We start from the raw sequence: 22157 nt of genomic DNA, 5'->3' as shown, positions 1-22157 counted from the left end.
ACATCCGAAAGGTCCGAAACAGAGATCTCAGAGGGTCCAGGTGTCGAGGATGAAGGCCCCCTCCTTGCGGTGCATCAAGACAATGTCAAGCACATCAAGGGGGTTGATGGGGGTGATGCCTGGGATCAGCGCCCCTTCGCCGTGGCCGTACAGAGCCTGGAGGGCAAAGCGGCAGGCGTAGACTTTGCCACCCTGGCCCATGAACTTCTGGATCCGGGCATTGAAGTTGAGATGGCCATCAAAGGCCGCATCACCCAGCTTGGGGAATCCCCGTTGAACCCCCAGCGTGACTCCCGGGCCATACAGAAGAATCGAGGTTTCGAAGCCCTTGGTGATCAACCGGCTGGCCTGAAGAAGATTGACCAGACCGATCGAACCTTCGAAGGCGACGGTGTGAAAGGTCACAAGGGCTTTTTCCCCGGGCTCCGCTTGGACATCAGGAAAGACTTTCTCTTCGTAATCAACAAGAAAATCGCCCGGCTGGTTGGCGGGACGGGTGACTTCGGGCATGGGGTGAGGTTGTCTGGTGGCGGAATCCAGAGCGAACCCTGCCACGTGTTTCGTTTTGTTTTATGTGGCCGATGCGACCGAATCCCTGGAGGTCGCAACCCGGCTGAGCCCGTCCAGAGGTTGCAATGGCTACCGGCCCCTGGGTCGCCAGCAGGGAAACTGGGATCTCCTCTTGATTGGTCACCCTTGCAGCCCTCGGCTCCTCTGCCGCCCAGGCATCCCGTCGTGGTGGTCGGGGGCGGCCAGTCCGGCCTGTCGGCAGCAGCCTGCCTCCAGCGGCGTGGTATCCGGCCCCTGGTGCTGGAACAGCACCAGGTCGGCCACGCCTGGGAACGGCAGCGTTGGGATTCCTTCTGCCTGGTCACCCCGAACTGGCAGTGCCGGCTGCCGGACTTTCCCTACGACGGGAAGGATCCGGAAGGCTTCATGGTGCGTGACGACATCGTGGCCTACGTGCGCCGATTTGCCGCAGCCATTGCTGCAGATGTGCGTGAGGGAGTGAGTGTGCAGCGCCTCTGCTGGCGTGACGGCACCTACACGCTCACCACCAATGCCGGTGAGATCGAAGTGGAGCACGTGATTGTCGCCACCGGTGGCTACCACAAGCCAAAGCGCCATCCCCAGGCGGAGCGGCTGCCCAGCTCCGTCGTCCAGCTGGATGCCCGCGATTATCGCAATCCTGACCAACTGCCGGCCGGACCCGTGCTGGTGGTCGGCAGCGGCCAGTCTGGCTGTCAGATCGCTGAGGATCTGTTTCTTGCCGGCCGCCGAGTGCATCTGAGTGTGGGCTCAGCACCGCGCTCACCGCGCCGCTATCGCGGCAAGGACGTGGTCGACTGGCTGGATCGCATGGGCTATTACGCCATGCCCATTGATCAGCACCCCGAGCCCAGGCTGGTGCGCCACAAGACCAATCACTACCTCACTGGCCGAGACGGGGGACGGGACATTGACCTGCGACGTCATGCCCGAAATGGCATGGTGCTGCATGGTCGACTGCTCGGTTTCGCTGACGGACAGATCGACTTTTCCAGCGATCTGGCTGCGAATCTGGATCAGGCTGATGCGGTGTATTGCCGTATCCGTGACAGCATCGATGCCTACATTCAACGGGAAGGGATTGAGGCTCCTGAGGAAGCGCCCTACCAGCCCTGCTGGCACCCGCCAGCAGCAGGCGCAGACAGCGTGGCTCTCCACCAGGAGCCCCTCGCTGCGGTGATCTGGTGCACGGGATATGCGGCCGATTTTCGCTGGATCGATCTGCCGGTCTTCAATGGCGCTGGCTATCCGGCCCATGATCGCGGAGTGACTCACAGTCCGGGGTTGTATTTCATCGGCCTTCCCTGGCTGCAGACCTGGGGTTCGGCCCGCTTCAGCGGCGTTGCGGACGACGCCGAGCATCTCGCGGAGACCATCCGTCTGCGCATGCAGCTCACGGATGCCCGCCACGAGCGTCAGGAGTGCACGGCTCTGCTGGGGTCATAGTCCTGCAGTCAATCCTGGAACCCTTGCATGGGCTCCAGTGGGGCTCCGGGAGCGCTGAAGGCGTGGACGCCATGCTCCACAGGTCCATTTGCATGGATGCTCTGGATTTGGTGGCAAGCTCCGCGCTCCTTGGTGCCGTTGCTCGCCTAGGAGTTTGTTGCCAATCGAGCAGCGAGCCCCTGGCCACTCTTGCCAAGGCCGTTGCCCTGCATCCCGTCGCTCCTGCCAGCGTCTACTGCCGGGATCGCCTGAAGCGCAACAATTTGAACAGGTTGTGTGTGGCAGCGATCAGGTGCCATTCACCATCGACTTTCTGCGGACCCTGGCGCACCAGAGCAGGAATGCGTTCACCGGCGGTGCCGCTGCCAGGCAGCGGCGCCAGCTCACCGGTGGCTGAATCGTAGATAGGCTTGGCCTGGTCCTCAGGATTGACACCACTCGGCGGGACGCCCCCGTTGAATCCTGCCCGACTTCCGTGGAGATCATGTTGAAACGGTCGGACAAGCATGGTTCAAACCCCCACATCAACAGACAAGTTGGGCTTGGATGAAGCGGTTTCACAATCCCTGGCGGGGCAGGAGGCGAATTGCTACCAAGGTTCCAGGAATCTCTGTGACCAGGGTTGTCTGCCATGCAAAGCGCTGCCAGCTTTTTGTACGAGCCCGTCGACACTCTTAAGCAGATTGGTGAAGATATTTGGATTGTTGACGGCCCAGTCGTGCAGATGTTGCTGTACGGGCTGAGGGTTCCCTTTCCGACTCGAATGACCATTGTGCGCCTGGGCAATGGCGATCTGTGGTGCCATTCGCCAACGGCGTTCAGCCCTGCCCTTAAGGAACAGGTGGATTCTTTGGGGCCTGTTCGGCACTTGATATCTCCGAATAAGATCCACTATGTCCATATTGGCGCTTGGCTCAAGACTTATCCTGGAGCCATTGCCTGGGCCTCCCCAGGTGTGCGTGAGCGGGTGATCAAGCAGAAAATGGATGTGGCTTTTTCTGCTGACTTGCGGGATGCTCCTCCACCTGAGTGGGATCAGGATCTGGATCAGATGATTTTTGCTGGCAATCTATATCTGGATGAAGTTGTGTTTTTCCATCGGAAAAGTTCTACTCTGATTCTGACTGACCTCATTGAAAATTTCGAGGTTTCCAGGCTCAACAAAGTGAGCTGGCAGTACGGTTTTCTGCTGCGGGTGGGGGGCTGTGTTGAGCCGGATGGGCAGGCTCCTTTGGATCTGCAATTGGCCTTCTGTCCTCGAAAACAGGATGCCCGGCGTTCCTTGAGGCGTTTGCTGGACTGGAATCCAGAACAGCTCGTCTTTGCACACGGTCGTTGGTGTGATCGAAATGGAGCGGAGCAGTTGCGCCGCTCTTTTCGCTGGCTTCAATAAAATTGCCAAGGGGATGGAATGGCCCGGCGATTCGAGTGTTGAATCCCGCGTCGGTTTTTTGCATGTCATGCGTCTGCCAGATTGGTTGGTTCCGATTGGCGGCGACAGGGACAGGATTGGTGTCTGTGGCTGTGGGACTTGGTGAAGAGATATCGCATCTTGCCAGCCGGGGTGGGCGTGGGCCCATGGGCAAGAACAGCAGTTCAGTGCTGGGATCAAGCGCGATCCGAGAGTATTCGGAATCTCCTGTTCTTCGTTCGCATCTGCTCAGCTCGTTGCAGATGGCCGCGATGCCCGGTTCAGCTCTGCTGCGCAACAACCGCAACCGGAGTTGTTGCACTCCAGCACCGAGGGGAGGGACGCGCGTTCCGGCGATCCCTGAGCAGGCGAAGGTCTCTCCCCCAGGGCAAGAGGGCTAACTGGATGGACCTGCTGCTGCCGCCCTCAGCCGAGGACGGCCCGCTCACGCACCTGATCCAGGCTGCAGCGGTTCAGCAGCTCGCCGTTCTCGTACACGGTCTGCAGGCAGGAGTCGGGATGGATCCCGGGCAAGGGGCGCACAATCGTGCGGTAGGTGCCACCGGTGTGGATGAGATCGAGCACGCCGGCCTTGCTGGTCTTGGCCGGATCGGTGATCGGGCGCTTGTGCACCGGCAGGATCTGGCCCGAACGCTCCACCCAGGACGCCTTGTAGACAAAGCGCTGGGTGTCTCGGTTCAGCTGCTGCAGCAGGCCGCCGCCCATGCCGTAGGCCACGTTCTCGGCGCTGAAGCCCGCCGCCAGGACGGCCTCCAGCACCAGGGGCAGGGTCTGGGCGGTGATGCCGTCCCCCTGGATCACCCGCACGTGCTGGAGCACGCGGTAGCCCTTGCCGTTCATCCGGCTGCCGAAGCGGGCCTCCAGGCGCCGGAGCAGTTCCGACACGATCCGCACCGGATCGCCGGAGTCTGGGCGGATCACCACCGTGGCACCCGCCTCGATCACCTGCGGCCGCAGCTGCTCTCCCCAGAGGTGATCCACCGCGTTCCAGAGGTCGTAGGAGTCGGACACCACCGCCAGGACGGCTCCCGGGCGGGCGAAGTGATCGAGCATGTTCCGGTAGGCCTGCGCTTCGTGCTTCTGCCCCCAGGCCAGGACCGTGGAGTGCTCGGCAGCGGGGATCGAGAAGCCGGCCATCGGGCAGTCGTAGTAGCGGCGGCCGGCCACCAGGGCGGCGCCGGTGTCACTGCCGCGGAAGGCGATCAGGTGCGCCAGACCGCCGATCGCGGCGCTCTGGAGGCTGGAGACCCCGCGCGAGCCGAAGTCGTGCAGGCGGAAGGCCAGCTCGACGGCGGGATCATCCGCCGAGCGCTCCAGCGCGGCCGCTAGAACCGTGCGCAGCTCCCAGCTGCGGGTGGCGACTGTGGTGGGGTACCAGATCCGCAGCAGCTGGGTCTCCACCCAGGTGACCAGCCAGGCCAGTTGGGGATCGGTGGATTCCACCGTCATCAGCACCTGGCCAGTGGGCACCCGGCTGCCCTCGGGTACGGCGCGGATCAGCAGAGGCAGCCGGCCCCCGTGCACCTGCACCACACGCTCCCAGCCCGGACGATTGAAGGGGAGGCCGTGGCTCTGCCAGAACTCCTCCGCTTCCTCCACATCCGCCTGGGTGATCGGGGTGGTGAAGGACTGCAGCAGTAGCATCTGCAACCCGAAGAAGAGGGTGGCAGGGTTCTCGCCGCCGCGGCTCTCCAGGTAGGCCCCCATGGCAGTGAGATCGGGGGGGTACTGGAGCCAGTGGCTGGTCTTGTAGCTGTCGGTATCGAAGAGAAGGTTGGTTTCCATGGTGTGCTCTCCGCACGAGAGTAAGGAGGCGCCCCGGCCCGGTCCACCCAGGCCAGAAGCAAGCAACCAAACAGGGTTGAACACGCTCTCCAGTGAAGCGGTAGCTGCTCAGATCCGGGAGATGAAGTGCTGGATGATCTGCACGTGGTCCTCGAAGAAGTTGTCTGCGTGGGCGTAGATGTCCGCCAGCGGTATCCAGAACGCCTTCTCGGCGTCATCGGCTCCGCGGACCGCGGGCAGGGGAGCGGCCTTGAGCTGAATCAGAAAGGCATGGGTGATCCCCGCCCCCGTGCCGACCGACCCGGTGCATCGAACACATGGCTGCCGGCGATCGAGCCCTCCAGCACGGATCTGGGCACCTTTCCCGGAGAAGGGTGACGGTCAAGGACGGAGGCTGCGCATCTGGAGATGGGTATGGGTGTCATGCTGATGGGGTGACATGGACCCAGGAAACAGGTGCAGGGTTCACGTGAGCTCTCTCGCTGCTTCGCAAAGTTCAGAGCTCGCATCAGGGCTCGCAATCGAGTTCCTGGATCCAGGAGGCGATGGCGGCGTTCATCTGGTTGCGCTCTGAACTGGCGAGGAGTTTTTCGCGATAGGGTGAACTGCTCGCTTGCGCTGCAGGAGCTGAATTCTGGATTCGCCTCGCGAGATCGGCAATGATGCCTTTCCCATGATGAATAGAGCCCTCCGTTTCCGTTGCAGAGAGTTCCATCGCAAAGCCGTATGACACGGCGCCATGAGAGCAGTTCACGTCCAGCGGCAGGCGCGTACCGTCCTCAACGAGTAACCAGCTGTGTGGCTGCTTGGCAATCACTCTCATCATGCTGTTCTGCCGTTCGAGCCACTCCCTCTGGCATGGCGTCTCGGCTGGATGAAGGGGATGGCTGGTTTGCTGCCCCGTCCTCTGCTGCGATCAGATCGATGAGGAGAATCCTCCGTCCACGGGGATGGCGGCACCCGTGATGTAGTTCGAAGCGGCACTGGCCAAGAACACGGCCACCCCCTCGAGGTCGTCTGGCGTGCCCCAGCGCCCTGCGGGGGTGCGGGCCAGCACTTGTTCGTGCAGGCCCGGGATCTGTGTACGCCCTGCACGCGTGAGATCGGTGTTGATCCACCCGGGCAGAACGGCATTGACCTGAATGTTGTCCGGAGCCCAGGCCACCGCCAGCGACTTGGTGAGCTGCAGGATACCCCCTTTACTTGCTCCGTAGGCAGCCGAAAACGAAGCACCAAAGATGGACAGCATTGAGCCGATGTTGATAATCTTGCCGCCTGAGCGTTTCATCAGCGGATAGGCAGCGCGAGCACACAGGAACGTGCTGGACAGGTTCGTGCAGATGACGTCGTTCCACTCGGCAAGAGAGAGATCCTGGGCGGGTGCGCGAATGGTGATGCCCGCATTGTTCACGAGGATATCCAGGCGCCCATGGCGCCGCTCGATCTGCCTCACCAGCTCGGTGACTGCGTGCTCATCGGTGACATCGGTCTGGATCGCCATCGCCTCGAGGTCGATGGCGCTGAGTGTGTGAAGCGCTGATTCGGACTTCGCGGCATCTCGAGCGGCAATCACCACATGAGCCCCTGCCTTGGCCAGGCCGGTGGCTATCCCAAGCCCGATTCCTCCGTTGCCGCCCGTGATCACAGCGACTCGTGATGCGAGAGAGAACACCTGGGGATTCCTGCTGGTGGTGAAGCCTGCTTTATGAGCAGCTTAAAGACGTCCTATGGGTGGAAGGGGATTGAGGATCACGCAGTGAAACCGAGAAGTCATGCTTGCCTGTGCCCAGGTGGGGAGTGCGTGATGTCTCCTGTCCTGGCAGATCCTGATCAACTTCGTTTTGGCTTTGCGGGTTTTCCAGCTGTGCGCCTTGCCCGCTGTTGTGATGCAGCAGCAGCAGTGCATGAATACCGGCATCGGCTGCGATTTTAACAGTGGCGCGATGGGCGGTTTCCATCAGTATCAGCACCTTGGTGGGTGAGCTGCGACGGTCCAACTCCCCTGACCACCCGTAGACCGGACCGTCCTGCAGGACCACCATGGTGACCACCAGCCGGCGCCCCTGGCTGGCTCCAGTCGCACTCCACTCCTGAAGATCGTTCAACAGCAGCACCCCGAAGGTGCGGCTGGGGTTGCAGACCAGTCCCCGGTGATGCGTGGGGTCGTGCAGGGCACGGAGGTCTGGGAAAGAGGAATCAAGCTGTGAATCGGAAGCTTTCCTCCAATGCTTACCGGCGTCATGCGCAAGATTTCATTGTATGGCTGGATGCTTCGGCTGAAAGATCCGCTTCAGCCCTTTCGTTGGAAGGAGTGATCACAGATCCATTCCGTACCCTCGCCCCGGCCCGGGCCCTCCTTGAGGCGAGGCTCGGCCCCCCATCGGCAGGGTCTCCTGGGCCCTGGTCCAACGCACGGTCGAAGGCGGTCAGTGGCCGCAGGGCAAAGCGGAAGGATCCGTCGGCGGGCCCAGCCGTGACACGCTCCGCCATGGCGAGGCCCTGGCGGCCACCCAACAGCGAATCATCCTGCACCTCGAGCGGATGGAGCAGCGCCTGGAGCGCCTGGAGCTGCTGCTGCTCCACCTTCTGGACCGTCAGGCCGGACCGCCGACCTTTCCGCCGACCTCGCCCTCTCCGCCGACCTGACCCCACAGACTGCATTTCCCTGGATGCCTCCCTTGCCACCGCGACACACACGGCAGCTGCGCCCCATCGGCGCGATCCTGGGAACAATGACACCCCCCTCTACGATGGGCTTTCCTTCCGATCAGCCGCTGAAATCCTCGTCGGGGGAGCCCCAGCGCCGCAGCGGCCGTTACCTCTACCACGGCGGCAAGCCCGCTGATCCCAACGAGGGCGTGCATCCCGAAATGGTCGACTCCGACCCGTCTGAGCCGCCGGCGACCGGCATTCCCGGCAGCCCCGATGAACTGATCGCCATGCAGGCCAGGTCAGAGCGTCCGGAGAAGCCCGACCGGGAGCTGAGTGCCAGGGTGCAGGAGGTGCTCGATCTGATCGAACAGCTCGATACCAGCACCGCCGAAGACCAGCAGATCGCCCTGACGCTGGTCCGCCACCTGGAGGGTTTCCACGATGAGGTGGTGGAGGAGATGAAGGCCGACGAGCAGGCCAAGCACAGCCAGATCGTTGCCTGGTCAATCGATGTTGACCGGCTGATGCGCAGCCGCATCCTGCTCGAATCCGTCGACCTGGAATGAGCCGAGGGGCCAACCCATCCTGATTCCCCCCAGAAGCCTTCGCGGCCCCTGAGGGGAGAGATCGGCATCCTCCTGGGCGCGATGAGTCAGCTCAGCAGCACCGCCCCCTGGGTCAGATCTGCGACCATAATCCCGCTCAGGTTGATAGTTTGAGCATTGAAGCCCAGATCCACCAGAGTGTCGCCGGGCTGATCCATGAATCCCGGCAGGATGGATTCGTTCCGGAAGACGGTCAGATCCAGCACGTCTTCGCTGGGATTGAAGCCATCAATCGTGAGCGATTGTCCCCAGGCGTAGGGGATCACGATGCGCTCCGCCACGCCACTCTGTGCCATCAGATACGTATCCGTGCTGTTGACCAGGATGCCGGTTACCTGATCGACCTGCGAGCCGTTGCCTGGATCCGAAAGCCCATCGGTGATGTCGTCATCTGGAATCAGTGGCTGGATGGCCCACGGAAGGAGCGGCTGGATGGGCTCGCCTGTGATCACGTCAGACTCTGGGTCTGTGTGCTCCTCGTCGGAGATCAGCTCAACTCTGCCCGTGCCTGCAAGGCCTGGCCTTTGGCATCGAGGAGCTGGACATCTCGGGCTATATCAAACTTAGAAAGATCAAAATCCTCAAGAATCGCAATGTTGGTGCCAGTTGTTGTGGAGATCCTGCCCAATCCGTCCGTCTCGGAATAGGTGATCAGGAGATCAGAGCCTGAACTGACCCCGTCGTAGGCCTCCATGACGATCTGAATCTGATCAACGCCTCCTGTGAAGTCTTCAATGGTGTTAGTGCCGCCATTGAGCAGAAAGGTGTCGCGCCCACCGCGGCCGGCCAGGATGTCGTCGCCCATGCCACTGGCCAGGACATTGTCTCCATCGTCACCGCGGATGATGTCATCGCGGTCCGAACCCACGATGTTCTCGATCCCATAGAGGTAGTCCAGGTCTGCACCTTCCGCCACCATCGGCTTGCCCAGCTCACGGATGCCGTTGTGCAGCAGCACCGCTCCATCCACCGTGGTGGCCATGTCCACCGTGATGCCCTGGGTGGCGCTGTTGCTGGCATAGCCGTAGAAGGCCGTGTCGATGCCCTCCCCGCCATAGAGAAGATTGGAGCCGCCGCCGCCCATGAGGATGTCGTCCCCCGCGAGTCCGTAGAGCACGGCGCGGCTCATGTCGGGATGGTTGGCGCTGGGTGAGTGGTGACCCTCCAGGATGTCGTCGAGCGCTGTGCCGCTGAAGGAGGAGACGCCGTTGACCCCCTTGCTGACGGTGGTAGCCCCGTGGGCACCGAGGATGATCATCGAATCGCCGCCCAGCTGATCGAGGCCATCCAGGTTCACGCTCCGCTCGCCTTCCTGCATCTGCAGTTGCGATGAAGTGCCATCGGCGATCACGTAGCTGCGGCGCAGGGTGGAGAAGGCCAGGTCTGCCAGGTCGGTATTGGAGAGATGGCCGAGTCCGTTGCGCTGCGCGTGGGCGAGCATGGCATCCATGTCAAAGGTGACATCGGCGAGATAGGCGGGGGCGCCATTGATCTCCTGCATGACATAGAAGCCTCCGCTGTTGCTGGAGAACTGCTTGGCCACGATCTGGGGCTTGTCTTTGTCCGGATGCAGGTTGAGGATCAGGGAGTCTTCGTAGGGGTTGAAGTCCGTGATGATCTGCGCCTTGCTCCACTGCAGTGAGTAGGAGGGGGCAGTGCTGTCGTTGGAGTTCAGGTATTCGAGCAGTCCCTGTCCCAGACTCAGGGCTGAAGAGAGAGCAAAGTTCCCTGTGGCAAGTGCCACTACGCTTGCGCGTCCCAGCCCCTTTGCGGCGACGGAGTGGGAAAACGCGGTTTCCACGCCTTCATTGAATTGAAGCGCAGGTGCCACCAGTGGGCTCAGCACGAAGGTGTCGAAGCCGCTGCCGCCCCTCAGGCGGTTCTGGTCGCTCCCTGCCATCGTATCCACGATCAGCCAGTCATCTCCGGCGCCCCCCATCAGGGTGTCTGTGCCGGTGCCGCTCAGCAGGCGATCGTTGCCATCTCCGCCGTGGAGCAGGTCGTGATCGTTGCCTCCCTCCAGCAAGTCCTGGCCGTCGCCTCCCTCGAGCGTGTCGTTGTGGTTGCCGCCCAGCAGATGGTCGTTGCCGCTTCCTCCTCGGAGTAGGTCATAGCCGTTTTGGCCATAGATCGTGTCATTGCCTCCGCCACCATCGATGCGGTCATTGTGGTGGTAGAACTCCTCGCCACTTGATGTTTTCGCCGAGTTGTATCCCACGATGAGGTTGTCCTGGGAATTGCCGTAAATCTCGCTGGGAACGTAAAAGCCGGTGCCTCCTGACTGTTGTTGTGATCCCCAGTTGGGTTTGTCCAGGTTGGTCGAGCCTTCTGCCATGTGCGTCGCGCCGGTGGAATACACCCATGCATTCGTCCAGCGACCCATGCCTACATAGTGCCTGCTGTGGTGCAGCAGGGTTCCGCTGGGTGCTCCGCCCATGCTTTCTGTTGCCGTCGAGAAATGGAGGGTCTCTGTGGAGGGGGGTAAAGAAAGCGTTTCCCAGGTGCTGGTTGGGTCGGGGTCTGCATGCAACCCTTCTGCTTCTTGAACCAGTAGATCCCCTTCGGAATCCAGGGATTCGTAGGCGCTGATCTCAGGAGTCACAGCCGTGATCGGTTCGCTCGAGATGGGAAGTTCTGGATGGAGGGTGAGAGGGTTCATGGCGGATCTGATTTCTCTTGATCCCAGAGTGCAATCAGCGCCGTTCGATTCCATCCTGCACATGCAGGATGGCTCTGCAGGATCCTTCAACTGCAGGGGTGCTGTGCAGCATCCCTGGTCCGTTGGCTGATCCTGTGTTCAGGTGTTCGTCCAGTGCAGATAGCCCTGCCGCACGCCCGCCAGTACGGCCGCGGTGCGGTTATCCACCCGGAGCTTGCGCAGGATGTTCTGGACGTGGTCGCGGGCCGTCACCTCGGCGATGGACAACCGACCGGCGATCTCCCGGTTCGAGCAGCCTTCTGCTACGAGCTGCAGGATCTCCATCTCGCGTTCCGAGAGCTCGTCGCTGGCCCGCTCGCGTGTTTCCAGGGCGAGCCGGCACTCCGGATCGAGGTAGCGCTGGCCGGTTTCCAGTGCTTCCAGGGCCTCCAGCAACGCGCCTTGCCCGATGTTGTGCTGCACCAGCAGCGCATCCACACCGGCATCGATCGCGGTTTTCACAGTGGTGCGATGGGCGGCATCCATCAGCATCAGCACCTTGGTGGGTGAGCTGCGACGGTGCAACTCTCCTGACCACCCGTAGACCGGGCCATCCTGCAGGGCCACTGTGGTGACCACCAGCAGGCGCCCCTGGACCCGCTCGATCAGCGAGCGCCCCTCATTGCTGGTGTGGGCGATGCCTACCAGCCGCTGGCTGACTCCAGTGGCACGCCACTCCTGAAGATGGCTCAACAGCAGCACCCCGAAGGTGCGGTTGGGGTTGCAGACCAGCACCTGGTAGTGGCTGAGGAGTTCCATCACCAGCCGGGTCCGCTCCACCAGTCCCAGGTGATGCGTGGCGTCGTGAAGGGCCCGCAGGCCTGGGAAGGAGGAATCGAGCGGTGAATCGGAAGCTGTCATCCCATACTCAGCCGCGTCCTGCGCAAGACATCATTTTATGGCTGGATGCTTCGTCTGAAAGATCCTCTTCAGCTGTCTCCGCCTTGGTGCGCAACCATGTGGGTCGATGGTCCGGGCTCTGCTTGCTCACCCCCACCCCCTATCTGGAGCTTGAGGCGGTCGAGGTCTGGCTCGGACCTCGCCGCGTCTTCGACGACCTCTCCCTGCAGCTGCACCTGGGCGAACACACGGTGATCCTGGGGCCCAACGGCTCCGGCAAGAGTTCCCTGATCAAGCTGCTCAGCCGCGAGCTCTACCCCGTGGTCAGGTCAGGCTCCCGGCTGCGGATCTTCGGCAGCGAGACGGTGAACCTCTGGCAGCTGCGCGGCCGGATCGGCCTGGTGTCTCAGGATCTGCAGGCGGGTTATGTCGGCCGCGTGCCCGCTGCTGATGTGGTGCTCTCCGGCTTCTTCGGCTCGGTGGGGATCGGCCGCAGTCAGCAGCCCACCCTCCCCCAGCGCCAGCGGGTGGCCGAGCTGATGGAGCAGCTGGGGCTGGCCGATCTGGTGGAACGGCCCTATGCCCAGCTGTCCGATGGCCAGCGGCGCCGGTTGCTGCTGGCCCGGGCCCTGGTGCACAACCCCGAGGTGCTGGTGCTCGATGAACCCACCAACGGCCTCGACCTCCAGGCGAAGCACCAGCTCCTGGCGATCCTGCGGCAGCTGGCCCAGTCCGGCACCACCCTGCTGCTGGTCACCCATCAGATCGAGGCGATCCTTCCCGAGATCAGCCGAGCCGTGCTGCTGAACCAGGGGCGGGTGGTGAACGAGGGCCCCGCCGACGCTCTGCTGCAGGACGCTCCCCTCAGCGCCCTGTTCGACACCCCCTTGAAGGTGTGCACCGCCAACGGCTACCGCCAGGTGGTGCCGGCCTGAAGGCCCTGATCGCGTTCGTTGGCATCACGATCAGCCTGATCGCGATCAGACGTCATCCCGATCGATGCGCCGGTAGCCGAACCAGTCGGGCACCAGGGGCTGATGGCGCCCCTGCGGATCGGGGATCAGGTGCACGTGCAACGCTCCCACCTGCGCCAGGGGGAGGCAGTCGTCCGCCTCCGGCAGCACCTGGAGCAGGGAGAGATCGTCTTTGTGCTGCTCGGTGGCTCCCACCAGCCAGCGGCTCTTGGCCCTGGCCTTGGCGGCCTGGGGTGAGCGGGCCACCACCAGTCCGAACTGGTGCAACTCCGCCAGCTGCCGAGGGTCGTAGGCACCGAGGTTCACGAAGTAGAGCCGTTCGGCGCTGGCCTGCTGGGGCTCTGGCTGCAGCATCACCTGGAAGCCATCCACGCGATGCACGGCCACATAGCTGTCGATGTGCAGCCCGCGCCGCTGCCCGAACCACTGGGCGCGCAGGGCTGGGATGGTGGCCTCGATGCAGTCGCCCGCCACAAAGCGCACATCGTGCAGCTCCACGTGGCAGCGGGCCGTCCGACCGCCGAGCACCACCAGGAACAGGAGGGGAGTCGCTGGCGCGTCGGTCACGGTTAACAGATCTTTACATTAGTCTGGGGGACCGTCGGTGCGCCCGTGGACGTCCTGTTCCCCATCCTCTATCTGATTGTCTTTGCGGTGCTGCTCGGCGGCTCCTTCGCCCTGATGAGCCAGGGATTCCGCCGCCCCAGTCCCCCAGCGGCGCCCCGTCATCCCGAAGCTCCCATGCCTGGTGAGCCGGTGCTCTACGTGGATCTTCAACGCGAGCGGCTGGAAGCGCTCTATCAGGAGGCTTCCTGATCAAAGCGCGCGATCTGCTGCCCTGCTGATCCTCTGGAGCCGGATGAACGCCAGGCCAGCTGCCGGCAGGGCAGGCTGGATGCCCGGGTGATGATCCGGCATCCGGTCGACGCACCATCCCCCCGATGGATCTTGAGGGCACCTTGCAGGCCATCGACGACCCCTTCTGGATCCGTCCGATCGAAGTGGTTGTCGTGCATCCCGGCTCCTTCTCGGAGGGATGTGCGGCCCTGGTGCTGGTGCGCGAGCAGAAAACCATCCTCGTGGACCTCTCCCAGCTGGACGAGGATGTGTCCCAGCGGGTGGTCGACTTCCTCGCCGGCGGTGTCTTCGCCCTCGATGGCTCCTCCGAACGGGCCGGCGATCAGGTGTTCCTGTTCGCTCCTGAAAGCGTTTCGATCCAGCGCGACTGATTGCACGGCATTCAGCGCCATGTCCAGCGCGACATCCAGCACGACGCAACACCCCCCATGCCCTCCATCCAGCTCGACACCCTCGATGGCTGTGGCCTGGCGATCGGCGGGTATCCGCGCTTCCGCTACGACGCCCGCGGTGGTGGAGCGCTTGGCCACCTTTCCTCCCCTGGGGCTGAGGGTCTGCACGACGTGCAGTTCGATCCAGCCGGCGTGGTGATCCCTGAGCTGTGCAGCCGAAACACCCGTCAGCTAGGCCTTCCTCTGCCGCCGTTTCTGCACATCGCCATCGTGCCCACCGCCCTGGCCGGTCAGCTGGATCCGGCCAGCGGCCAGCTCAGCCTGCAGTTCCAGGCCCGCTTCCGCTTCCGCATCGGCAGCCTCTACGCCGCTCCGGATCTGCTGGTGGACACCAGGCTCAGCACCGGGGCGGTGGCCAGCCGGCGGCATCGCCTCGCGGGCCGGCCGCTGGATGCCGCCGGGGAGGGGGTGCTGGTGGGAGTCGCCACCGTGCCCCCCTGCGGCGATCCGTGGCTGGATCGCTTTCTCGGCCTGCCGGATGAGGCGCTGGCGCTGCTGCGCTGCCGGCTGCAGAGCGTCTGAGGCCGGCAGCGCGGCGAGTGCGGGGGAGAATGCCTGTCTGCGTCCTCCTGTCCCGCGCCGCCCGATGACTGCCAGCCCCGCCTCGAATCCCGCCTACGGCGAGCTCACCAGCCGGGGGGCTTCCACCAACATCGTGTGGCACCACTCCACGGTGACCCGGGCCGCCCGGGCCCACCAGCGCGGCCACCGCAGCGCCATTCTCTGGTTCACCGGGCTGAGTGGTGCCGGCAAGAGCACCCTGGCCAACGCCGTCAACTCGGCTCTGTTCGAGCAGGGCCTGGCCTGCTACGTACTCGATGGCGACAACATCCGCCACGGGCTCTGCAAGGACCTGGGCTTCTCGGATGCCGATCGGGAGGAGAACATCCGCCGCATCGGTGAAGTGGCCAAGCTCTTCCTGGATGCCGGCGTGGTGGTGCTCACCGCCTTCGTGTCGCCATTCCGGGCGGATCGTGACAAGGCCCGCTCGCTGGTGGAGGCCGGCGATTTCATCGAGATCCACTGTGCCGCCGACCTGAGCATCTGCGAAGACCGCGACACCAAGGGCCTTTATGCCAAGGCCCGAGCGGGTGAGATCAAGGAATTCACCGGCATTTCCAGCCCCTACGAGGAACCGGAGAACCCCGAACTGCGGGTCGATACCGGCAGTCAGAGTCTGGACGACTGCGTCGCCCAGGTGATCAGCCACCTCGAGGCGCAGGGCATCATCCCGGCGGTCAACTGAGTGGCTCGCCCGGTGCCTCCCCTGCCCGCAAGCGTTCACCCCAGGCATCGAGGAAGGTCTTGACGCAGCTGGCCAGGGGCACCGCCAGGAGCAGGCCCAGCAGCTCCCCGAAGCCCATCAGGCTGCCCACCCGGGCCCCGATCGGCAGACTCACCAGCAGCCAGGCCGGCTGCAGCCCCACGATGCTGCCCATCAGCCGCGGCTGGATCACCTGATCCACCACCTGGCCGACGCTGATCGCGGCCGCCAGCACCTCCAGAGCGGTGCGGGGGTCTTCCAGCGCCAGCAGCACGCTCACCACCACGATCGTGAGGGCACTGGCGTAGGGGATCAAGGTGGTGAAGCCGATCGCCACGGCGAACAGCACGCCGTAGGGAATACCCAGCAGGGTGAACACCACGATCTGGGCGCCGCTGAGGATCAGGGCGAGCACCACCTGGCCGGCGAAGTAGCCGCGGAAGGTGCGTCCCAGGGTGGTGAGCACCAGGGAGCGCACCCCCGCCGGTAACCAGATCCCGAGCCCCGCCACAATGGCGTCGCCGCCCAGCAGCAGGAAGGCGGCCAGCACCAGCACGATCAGCGTGTTGATCGTGATCCCCAGCGTGGTGCCCAGCAGGGCCAGCAGCTGCTGGCTCACCTGGCTTGCAATCCGGCTGGTGCGGCTGATCAGATCACTGCTGAGATTGCCGAAGTCGCTGGGGAGGCCCCGCTGCACGGCCCAGTCCTGCAGGTTCTGCAGCAGCAGTTCCCCCTCCGCCAGCCAGGAGGGCAGCGCATTGATCAGATCGCCGAGCTGCTGCACCAGCCGCGGCACCAGCCACAGCCCCGCCAGGGCCACCAGCCCCAGGGCGCCCCCCAGCACCAGGGCCAGGGCCAGCAGCCGCGGCATGCCGCGATCCTTCAGCCAGCGGGCCGGCAGATCCAGCAGAAAGGCGATCAGGGCTGCCCCCAGGAACAGGGCCGGAAACGGCGCCAGGGGCAGCAGCAGCTGCCGCAGCACCCAGAGGTTGAGAACAAGCAGCGGCAGGGCGAGGCCAAACCGCAGCCAGGGGGGCAGCACCAGGCGCTCAAGCATGGGGCATCTGCTCCAGATACGTGCTGCTGCCGAGCTCCTGCAGGCGGGTGTCCTTGGCCACCACCTGATCGTGCAGGTCGCTGCGGTAGGCCTCCAGCTGGGCACTCAGCTCCGCATCGGCGGTGGCCAGGATCTGCAGGGCCAGCAGGGCGGCGTTGGTGCCATTGCCGATCGCCACCGTGGCCACCGGGATGCCGGCGGGCATCTGCACGATCGAATGGAGGGAATCCACGCCCCCCAGGGCCCGGGTCTGCACCGGCACGCCGATCACCGGCAGGGTGGTGAGCGAGGCCACCATGCCGGGCAGGTGGGCGGCGCCGCCGGCGCCGGCGATGATCACCTTCAGGCCGCGGCCTGCCGCTTCGCGGGCGAACTGCACCATCTCCAGGGGGGTGCGATGGGCCGAGAGCACCCGCACCTCCGCTTTCACCCCGAACCGCTTCAGCATCGCCACCCCGGGCTGCAGGGTCGGCAGGTCTGAATCGCTGCCCATGATCACCGCCACCCGCACGGGCTGGGCCTGGGGCGCCACCGCGTCGGCAGCGGATCCGGCAGCGGCAGCGGAAGGGGAGGACACCAAAGGGCAACGCCCGACGACGGGCCGAGGGAGCAAGCCAGAGAGGATGGCATCTTTCCGCCTGCCCCGCCGCCGGGTCGGCTTTCGCCATGCGCTGGCTCAGCCACGTCCGCCTGCCCCAGGCTTCCCCCTGCCGCCATGGCCACAACCGCTCCTGGCGGATCGGCATCGATGAGGCGGGTCAGATCGCTGTGGTGGAGCCGATCCCGGCCGGCAGCGCCGCCGCCGGTGAGGCCTGGGGGGGCGACTGGCTCAGCCCGGCCGGGGTGGATCTGCAGATCAACGGTGGCCTCGGCCTCGCCTTCCCGGAACTCACCCCGGCGGATCTGCCGACCTTGCTGCAGTTGCTGGAGCGGCTCTGGAGTGATGGGGTGGAGGCGATCTGCCCCACCCTGGTGACCTGTGGTGTGGGTCCCCTGCGCCAGGCCCTGACGGTGTTGGACCAGGCCCGCCAGCAGCACCAGCCCGGGCGCTGCCGGCTGCTGGGCGCCCACCTGGAAGGCCCGTTTCTGGCGCCGCAACGGCGTGGTGCCCACCCAGCGCAGCACCTCTGCCCGCCCAGCCTGGAGGCCCTGCAGGAGCGCATCGGCGGCCATGAGGACGCCATCGATCTGGTGACCCTGGCCCCGGAGCTTGCCGGCGCCGAGGCCGTGATCGACGCCCTGCGGGCCCGGGGGATCGTGGTGAGCCTCGGCCATAGCGGCGCCGATGAGGCGGCAGCGCAGCACGCCTATGGGGCCGGCGTGACCATGGTGACCCATACCTTCAATGCCATGGACGGTCTGCAGCACCGCAGCCCCGGACCGGTGGCGGCGGCGATCCTGGCGGGCACTGTGGCCCTGGGCCTGATCGCCGACGGGGTGCATGTGGCCCCGTCGATGGCGGTGCTGCTGCAGCGGCTGGCGCCGGATCGGCTGGTGCTGGTGAGTGACGCCCTGGCGCCCTACGGACTGGGGGAAGGCGCCCACCGCTGGGATGAGCGGCTGCTGCTCGTGGAAGACGGCTCCTGCCGCCTGGAGGACGGCACCCTGGCTGGCGTCACCCTGCCCCTGCTGGAGGGGGTGCGGCGGCTCGCCAGCTGGAGCGGCCGGCCGGAGCAGGCGATCGCCGCGGCCACGGTGTCGCCGCGGCGGGTGCTTGGCGACGAACGCTCCGTGGAAACGATGCTGGTGGGCACCCCGCTCAGCGAGGCGTTGCGCTGGCATCAGGACGGCACGGGTCTGGCCTGGCGACGCGCTGCCTAGGATCCGCGCCACGATTCCCAGCGACGAATTCCAGCCCCATGCCCACGAAAGAAGCCGAGAAAGCCGTGGTGGAGGCCTATTTCAACAGCACCGGCTTCGAGCGCTGGAATCGCATCTACAGCGACAGCTCCGAGGTGAACCGGGTCCAGCGCAATATCCGCATCGGCCACCAGAAAACCGTCGATCAGGTGCTGGCCTGGCTGCAGGAGCAGGGCGATCTGGCCAACCGCAGCTTCTGCGATGCCGGCTGTGGCGTGGGCAGCCTCAGCCTGCCCCTGGCCCAGCTGGGGGCAGGATCGATCGCCGCCAGCGATCTGTCCGCCGCCATGGTGGAGGAAGCCGGCCGCCGGGCCGCCTCTGCCGGAATCTCCAGCGAGCAGCTGCGTTTCACGGCCTCTGATCTCGAGACCCTCGAGGGCCACTACGACACAGTGATCTGCCTGGATGTGTTCATCCATTACCCCCAGGCGGCCGCTGAGGAGATGGTGCGCCATCTGGCCGGCATGGCGCAGAAGCGCCTGATCGTGAGCTTTGCCCCCTACACCCCCCTGCTGGCGCTGCTCAAGGGGATCGGCCAGCTGTTCCCCGGCCCCAGCAAGACCACCCGCGCCTACACCCTGCGGGAAGAGGGGATCGTCAAGGCGGCGATGGCCTGCGGCTTCCAGCCGATCCGCCGCAGCCTCAACAAGGCCCCCTTCTACTTCTCGCGGCTGATCGAATTCGAGAAGCGGGGCTGAGGTTCCAGGCCGCAGTCCTGGTGGCCTGAACCCTCAGCCTGCCAGGGGCTCCAAGAGCAGCGCCTGGCTGTCACTCAGCGCGATCGCATCGCCAGCCAGGTCGACTGCGGTGAGCTCCAGGCCCGGTGAGGCGAGCAGCAGCTGCCAGCCACCGCAGTGGCTCGGGAAGAGTTCCTGCAGACGGACCTCCATGGTCTCGCCGCCCATGTGGGCCACGAGGGCCACCCCATGCCGGGATGGATCCATCGTGATCGGTGGCTCCCAGCGCAGCCCATAGAAGATGGTGGTGGATGGGATGGCCAGCAGATTGAGCCGCTCTGCCGGAGCGAGGTTGTCGCCCAGCCAGGGCCGGGCCTGGCGGAAGCGCCGCAGCGAGAGGTTGAAGTCGGCCTGGGTGGGCTGCAGCCGATCGGCGTGCAACCAGACATTGCAGGCCTCGTGCACGTCTTCCATGAACTGGCGGGCGAATGATTTCAGCCAGAACACATCGATGCCGGCGGTCTCCACCGGCACGGCCCGCGCGCAGTGTTCGGCCATCCGTTCAAGGTCGTAATCGGTGTCCATGATGGTCTCGACCAGCAGGGCGAGAAACCGCCGGAGCTGCCCCAGCTCAGCGAACCCCAGCTGTTTGATGCGGGGAAACAGTGCTGCCTCTGCAAACAACTCCGGCGTCACTTGCCAATCGAGGAATCCCGGCGCTTCCTCTGCCACCACCTTCACGGCATAGCGGTCGTCGGTGTTGCGAAAGAAGCCCCAGGGGGCGCGCATCAGACAGTGGATGAAATCCATCGGCAGCCCTGGCGCAAAGCCATAGGTGAGTGCCGCGATCGCCGGGTTGTCGTAGGCATTGTTGAGCACCTGCTGAAGATTGCTGCCCAGGTGGTGATTGATCGGCTCGTTCAGATCCACCTGGGTGCCGCGCCGCAGGGTGTCGTGGTTGCCGCAACCGGTGATCCAGTGGGAGCCGAACTGCATCTTCTCGCAGACGCGGTGCCATTTGTGCGCCCAGAAACCCTTCAGGGCCGGAGTGTTGTGGGCGAAGATCAGCGGTCCCCACTGGTAGGAATCCGGGCGCAGCTCCACCAGGTCTCGGTAGGTGGAGATCTCTTCCCAGCCCTCCGCCGGCCAGGGTCGACCATCCTCATAGATCACAAAGGGACGCCACTGATCGCCGCCGATCTCCTGAACGAGATCGCCCATCGCCAGCAGATAGGGATCGTCGTACTCGACCCGGCCGCTGATCGGGTTGAAGAACTTGAAATCCTGGCCGCCGTCGATTCGGATGCCGTCGGCGCCGGTGTTCACCTTGCGGCGCTGCATCTCCAGCAGGATCGCCCGTACCACGGGATTCTGATGATTCACATCCTGGCCGTACATGTTCGGCCCCTTGAGGAAACGGCCGTTCAGCAGGTCGATCGCCTGATTGTCGGCATGGCCATACACCAGGTCGTAGATCAACCGGATCGGCCCGGTGGGGAAGGTATGCAACGTGGCGATGAAATCCACCAGCTCATCCGGCCGCAGGGTTTCCAGCAGGGCGGGGTTGGTGGCCGCTCCAGCGAAGATCACCACGTCGTAGCCCCAGTTCTGGAGATCGGGGCGACGCAGCTGCACCCGCACGGTTGCGGATTCACTGACGATGCCTTCGGTTTCCGGATCCAGCATCTCTTCATCGCCGTCCCGCAGGCTGAAGAAGCCGTCCTCATGGGGCCTCCCTCCCCGGTATTCCACCGTGGGTTCAGTCGGCAGCAGCTGCACGGCGTCGTAGCCGAGGAAATTGGTTTCCGCCGGGGAGAGGTTCTCCCCACGGCTGAGCTTGCGGCCCAGCTCCCGGAACAGGGTCGTCAGCCCCGAGAGGTAGCCATTCGGGGATGCCGTTTTGACATGCAGCTGGAGAATGTTCCGCGGCGCTGGAACAACGGTAGGATTTTTCTTCTGTGTCTCGAAATAGGCCAGATCCGCCCGCGTGCGCTGCAGTGACTCCAGGTCGTAGAGCTCGGCTGGGGCATAGACGCCGTAGGGGAAGGAGGTGCCGAGGCAGTCGCCCACGATGCACACGGCGTTGGTTTCCGGGCTGAGATAGCGGAGCCAGTAGAGGGAGCCGATTATCTCGCGGTTGCCCTGCTGCAGGCCACGCAGCACCCCCCAGTGGTAATCGCCCTGCTTCTCGAGCTGCACGTAGTCGCGGCGGAAGCGCACCTCCTGGTCGGCCAACGCCGGATCAATCGCCTGGCGGGGTGTGAACACCTCCAGCACGATGTTCTTCGGCTGAATCACACCGGTGGACAGCTCCGGCGTCCAGAAGCCGATCTCCGTCAGCCCATCGGCTCGTCCACGGGCCCCGAGGCGGGTGGCGAGCAGGCGTGCCTTTTCGAAGGTGGTGGCATCGCTGGACTCGATGGCCTCGGCCCAGGTGAGCAGCTCCGCAGTGGCGCCGGCCACCAGCTCGATGGACGCAGGTGGGGTGGCGGGCATCGATCTGTTGCTGTTTGTGGCGGACGGCTCTCCGAACGTCGGGTGCAAGGGAGCTGTGCCCCACCGTTGCACGCCTGCGGAGCGGCGTCAGCCGGGTCCATAGGCGATCTGGCACACGGCATTGAGCAACTGGGCCTGATCTGCCGTGCTGGGGGGCTGGCCCTGCAACAGGCCCTGGTCGCAATCCGCCTGGCCATAGGAATAGCTGCCGCCGCCGATGGCATAGGCGAAGCTGGCGCCCTTCGGCGGCACGGCCTGCACCGAGGCGTAGTCGAGCTGAATCGAGGTCTGGGGCACCACGATCACGGTGTTGTGCTCCTCCACCGCCGCGTCCACCAGATCGGTGACGGCCGACGCAGTGGCCAGGCTGGCGACTCCCCAGGCGGCCGACCGCGCTCCCCACCAGCCCCAGCCCGCCGGGTTGACGCGGTACCAGCCGGCAGTCCATGGCCTGGCCTGCCAGTAGCGGCCGCCCTGCCAGGCGGGATTCCAGGTGCCCACCCCAGGCCTCC

At 64.6% G+C, this 22157-nt stretch carries 22 protein-coding genes and 2 pseudogenes; 10 read left to right on the top strand and 14 right to left on the bottom strand.

The features are described 5' to 3' along the window. Positions 1-27: 27 nt before the first annotated feature. Complete coding sequence (locus VB716_RS11335; RefSeq protein ID WP_197158502.1) at positions 28-510, bottom strand: MSMEG_0572/Sll0783 family nitrogen starvation response protein; 483 nt, start codon at positions 508-510, stop codon at positions 28-30. A 225-nt stretch (positions 511-735) separates the two neighbouring features. Between VB716_RS11335 and VB716_RS11330 the strand changes: the two genes are divergently transcribed. Both VB716_RS11330 and VB716_RS11325 read left to right on the top strand, forming a co-directional pair. Beyond that, positions 736-1995 (top strand): MSMEG_0569 family flavin-dependent oxidoreductase, encoded by a 1260-nt coding sequence (locus tag VB716_RS11330; protein ID WP_416238107.1) that lies wholly within the window; start codon positions 736-738, stop codon positions 1993-1995. A gap of 631 nt (positions 1996-2626) precedes the next feature. Further along, the gene (locus VB716_RS11325) at positions 2627-3388 is read left to right on the top strand and encodes a DUF4336 domain-containing protein (protein ID WP_323270530.1); all 762 of its coding nucleotides are present in this window, start codon (positions 2627-2629) and stop codon (positions 3386-3388) included. A gap of 444 nt (positions 3389-3832) precedes the next feature. Here VB716_RS11325 and VB716_RS11320 read toward each other — a convergent pair whose 3' ends face one another. From VB716_RS11320 to VB716_RS11300, 5 genes and pseudogenes are all read right to left on the bottom strand, one after another. Then, positions 3833-5212, bottom strand: coding sequence for a nicotinate phosphoribosyltransferase (locus VB716_RS11320; RefSeq protein ID WP_323270529.1), 1380 nt, complete (start codon positions 5210-5212; stop codon positions 3833-3835). Positions 5213-5320: 108 nt separating this feature from the next. Beyond that, positions 5321-5574: pseudogene (locus VB716_RS11315) on the bottom strand (ADP-ribose pyrophosphatase); the annotation flags it as partial. 146 nt (positions 5575-5720) lie between these two features. Then, positions 5721-6029, bottom strand: coding sequence for a hypothetical protein (locus VB716_RS11310; RefSeq protein ID WP_323270528.1), 309 nt, complete (start codon positions 6027-6029; stop codon positions 5721-5723). Between the two features lie 99 nt (positions 6030-6128). Beyond that, positions 6129-6884 (bottom strand): glucose 1-dehydrogenase, encoded by a 756-nt coding sequence (locus VB716_RS11305; RefSeq protein WP_323270526.1) that lies wholly within the window; start codon positions 6882-6884, stop codon positions 6129-6131. Positions 6885-6915: 31 nt separating this feature from the next. Next, positions 6916-7326 carry a hypothetical protein gene (locus VB716_RS11300; RefSeq protein ID WP_323270525.1) on the bottom strand — a complete coding sequence of 137 codons (411 nt, stop codon included), beginning with the start codon at positions 7324-7326 and terminating at the stop codon, positions 6916-6918. 618 nt (positions 7327-7944) lie between these two features. Between VB716_RS11300 and VB716_RS11295 the strand changes: the two genes are divergently transcribed. Next, positions 7945-8430: a hypothetical protein gene (locus tag VB716_RS11295; protein ID WP_323270524.1), complete on the top strand. Its 486-nt coding sequence runs from the start codon at positions 7945-7947 to the stop codon at positions 8428-8430. Between the two features lie 86 nt (positions 8431-8516). Here the strand turns inward: VB716_RS11295 and VB716_RS11290 are convergent, their stop codons facing one another. The 3 genes from VB716_RS11290 to VB716_RS11280 form a co-directional block, all read right to left on the bottom strand. Further along, positions 8517-8765, bottom strand: coding sequence for a hypothetical protein (locus tag VB716_RS11290; protein WP_323270523.1), 249 nt, complete (start codon positions 8763-8765; stop codon positions 8517-8519). A 191-nt stretch (positions 8766-8956) separates the two neighbouring features. Further along, complete coding sequence (locus VB716_RS11285) at positions 8957-11128, bottom strand: calcium-binding protein (RefSeq protein ID WP_323270522.1); 2172 nt, start codon at positions 11126-11128, stop codon at positions 8957-8959. 138 nt (positions 11129-11266) lie between these two features. Beyond that, positions 11267-12028 (bottom strand): response regulator transcription factor, encoded by a 762-nt coding sequence (locus tag VB716_RS11280; RefSeq protein ID WP_197158520.1) that lies wholly within the window; start codon positions 12026-12028, stop codon positions 11267-11269. A gap of 83 nt (positions 12029-12111) precedes the next feature. Between VB716_RS11280 and VB716_RS11275 the strand changes: the two genes are divergently transcribed. Further along, positions 12112-12942, top strand: a complete 831-nt coding sequence (locus VB716_RS11275) for an ABC transporter ATP-binding protein (RefSeq protein WP_323270521.1) — start codon at positions 12112-12114, stop codon at positions 12940-12942. Positions 12943-12987: 45 nt separating this feature from the next. Here VB716_RS11275 and VB716_RS11270 read toward each other — a convergent pair whose 3' ends face one another. Continuing rightward, positions 12988-13548, bottom strand: a complete 561-nt coding sequence (locus VB716_RS11270; RefSeq protein ID WP_197158521.1) for a DUF1543 domain-containing protein — start codon at positions 13546-13548, stop codon at positions 12988-12990. Positions 13549-13593: 45 nt separating this feature from the next. Between VB716_RS11270 and VB716_RS11265 the strand changes: the two genes are divergently transcribed. The 4 genes from VB716_RS11265 to cysC all read left to right on the top strand — a co-directional run bounded on the left by VB716_RS11265 (position 13594) and on the right by cysC (position 15537). Beyond that, positions 13594-13797: a hypothetical protein gene (locus tag VB716_RS11265; RefSeq protein ID WP_323246599.1), complete on the top strand. Its 204-nt coding sequence runs from the start codon at positions 13594-13596 to the stop codon at positions 13795-13797. A gap of 125 nt (positions 13798-13922) precedes the next feature. Next, positions 13923-14210 (top strand): cell division protein SepF, encoded by a 288-nt coding sequence (locus tag VB716_RS11260; RefSeq protein ID WP_323246601.1) that lies wholly within the window; start codon positions 13923-13925, stop codon positions 14208-14210. 57 nt (positions 14211-14267) lie between these two features. Beyond that, positions 14268-14813, top strand: a complete 546-nt coding sequence (locus tag VB716_RS11255) for a hypothetical protein (RefSeq protein WP_197171964.1) — start codon at positions 14268-14270, stop codon at positions 14811-14813. Positions 14814-14877: 64 nt separating this feature from the next. Continuing rightward, positions 14878-15537: an adenylyl-sulfate kinase gene (gene cysC, locus VB716_RS11250; RefSeq protein WP_197170878.1), complete on the top strand. Its 660-nt coding sequence runs from the start codon at positions 14878-14880 to the stop codon at positions 15535-15537. Here the strand turns inward: cysC and VB716_RS11245 are convergent. Together VB716_RS11245 and purE are read right to left on the bottom strand one after the other, a co-directional pair. Next, on the bottom strand, positions 15530-16612 hold the full coding sequence (locus tag VB716_RS11245) for an AI-2E family transporter (RefSeq protein ID WP_323270520.1): 1083 nt from the start codon (positions 16610-16612) through the stop codon (positions 15530-15532). The genes cysC and VB716_RS11245 overlap by 8 nt on opposite strands. Beyond that, positions 16605-17105 carry a 5-(carboxyamino)imidazole ribonucleotide mutase gene (gene purE / locus VB716_RS11240; RefSeq protein WP_323270539.1) on the bottom strand — a complete coding sequence of 167 codons (501 nt, stop codon included), beginning with the start codon at positions 17103-17105 and terminating at the stop codon, positions 16605-16607. Before purE ends, VB716_RS11245 begins: the two co-directional genes overlap by 8 nt. A gap of 173 nt (positions 17106-17278) precedes the next feature. Here purE and VB716_RS11235 point away from each other — a divergent pair, with 173 nt between their 5' ends. Together VB716_RS11235 and bchM are read left to right on the top strand one after the other, a co-directional pair. Next, positions 17279-18433 (top strand): N-acetylglucosamine-6-phosphate deacetylase, encoded by a 1155-nt coding sequence (locus VB716_RS11235; RefSeq protein ID WP_323270519.1) that lies wholly within the window; start codon positions 17279-17281, stop codon positions 18431-18433. A 38-nt stretch (positions 18434-18471) separates the two neighbouring features. Next, a complete protein-coding gene (gene bchM / locus VB716_RS11230) occupies positions 18472-19170 on the top strand; it encodes a magnesium protoporphyrin IX methyltransferase (RefSeq protein WP_322758220.1) in 699 nt (232 codons plus the stop codon). Positions 19171-19203: 33 nt separating this feature from the next. Here bchM and gghA read toward each other — a convergent pair whose 3' ends face one another. Both gghA and VB716_RS11220 read right to left on the bottom strand, forming a co-directional pair. Next, positions 19204-21645: a glucosylglycerol hydrolase gene (gghA, locus tag VB716_RS11225; RefSeq protein ID WP_323270518.1), complete on the bottom strand. Its 2442-nt coding sequence runs from the start codon at positions 21643-21645 to the stop codon at positions 19204-19206. 87 nt (positions 21646-21732) lie between these two features. Next, a pseudogene (locus tag VB716_RS11220) lies at positions 21733-22157 on the bottom strand (hypothetical protein); the annotation flags it as partial.

The organism is Synechococcus sp. CCY9201 (assembly GCF_034931105.1).
Taxonomy (GTDB): Bacteria; Cyanobacteriota; Cyanobacteriia; order PCC-6307; family Cyanobiaceae; genus CBW1002.
The sequence above is the reverse complement of the archived record's forward strand: the minus strand, read 5'-3'. Positions and strand labels throughout refer to the sequence as shown.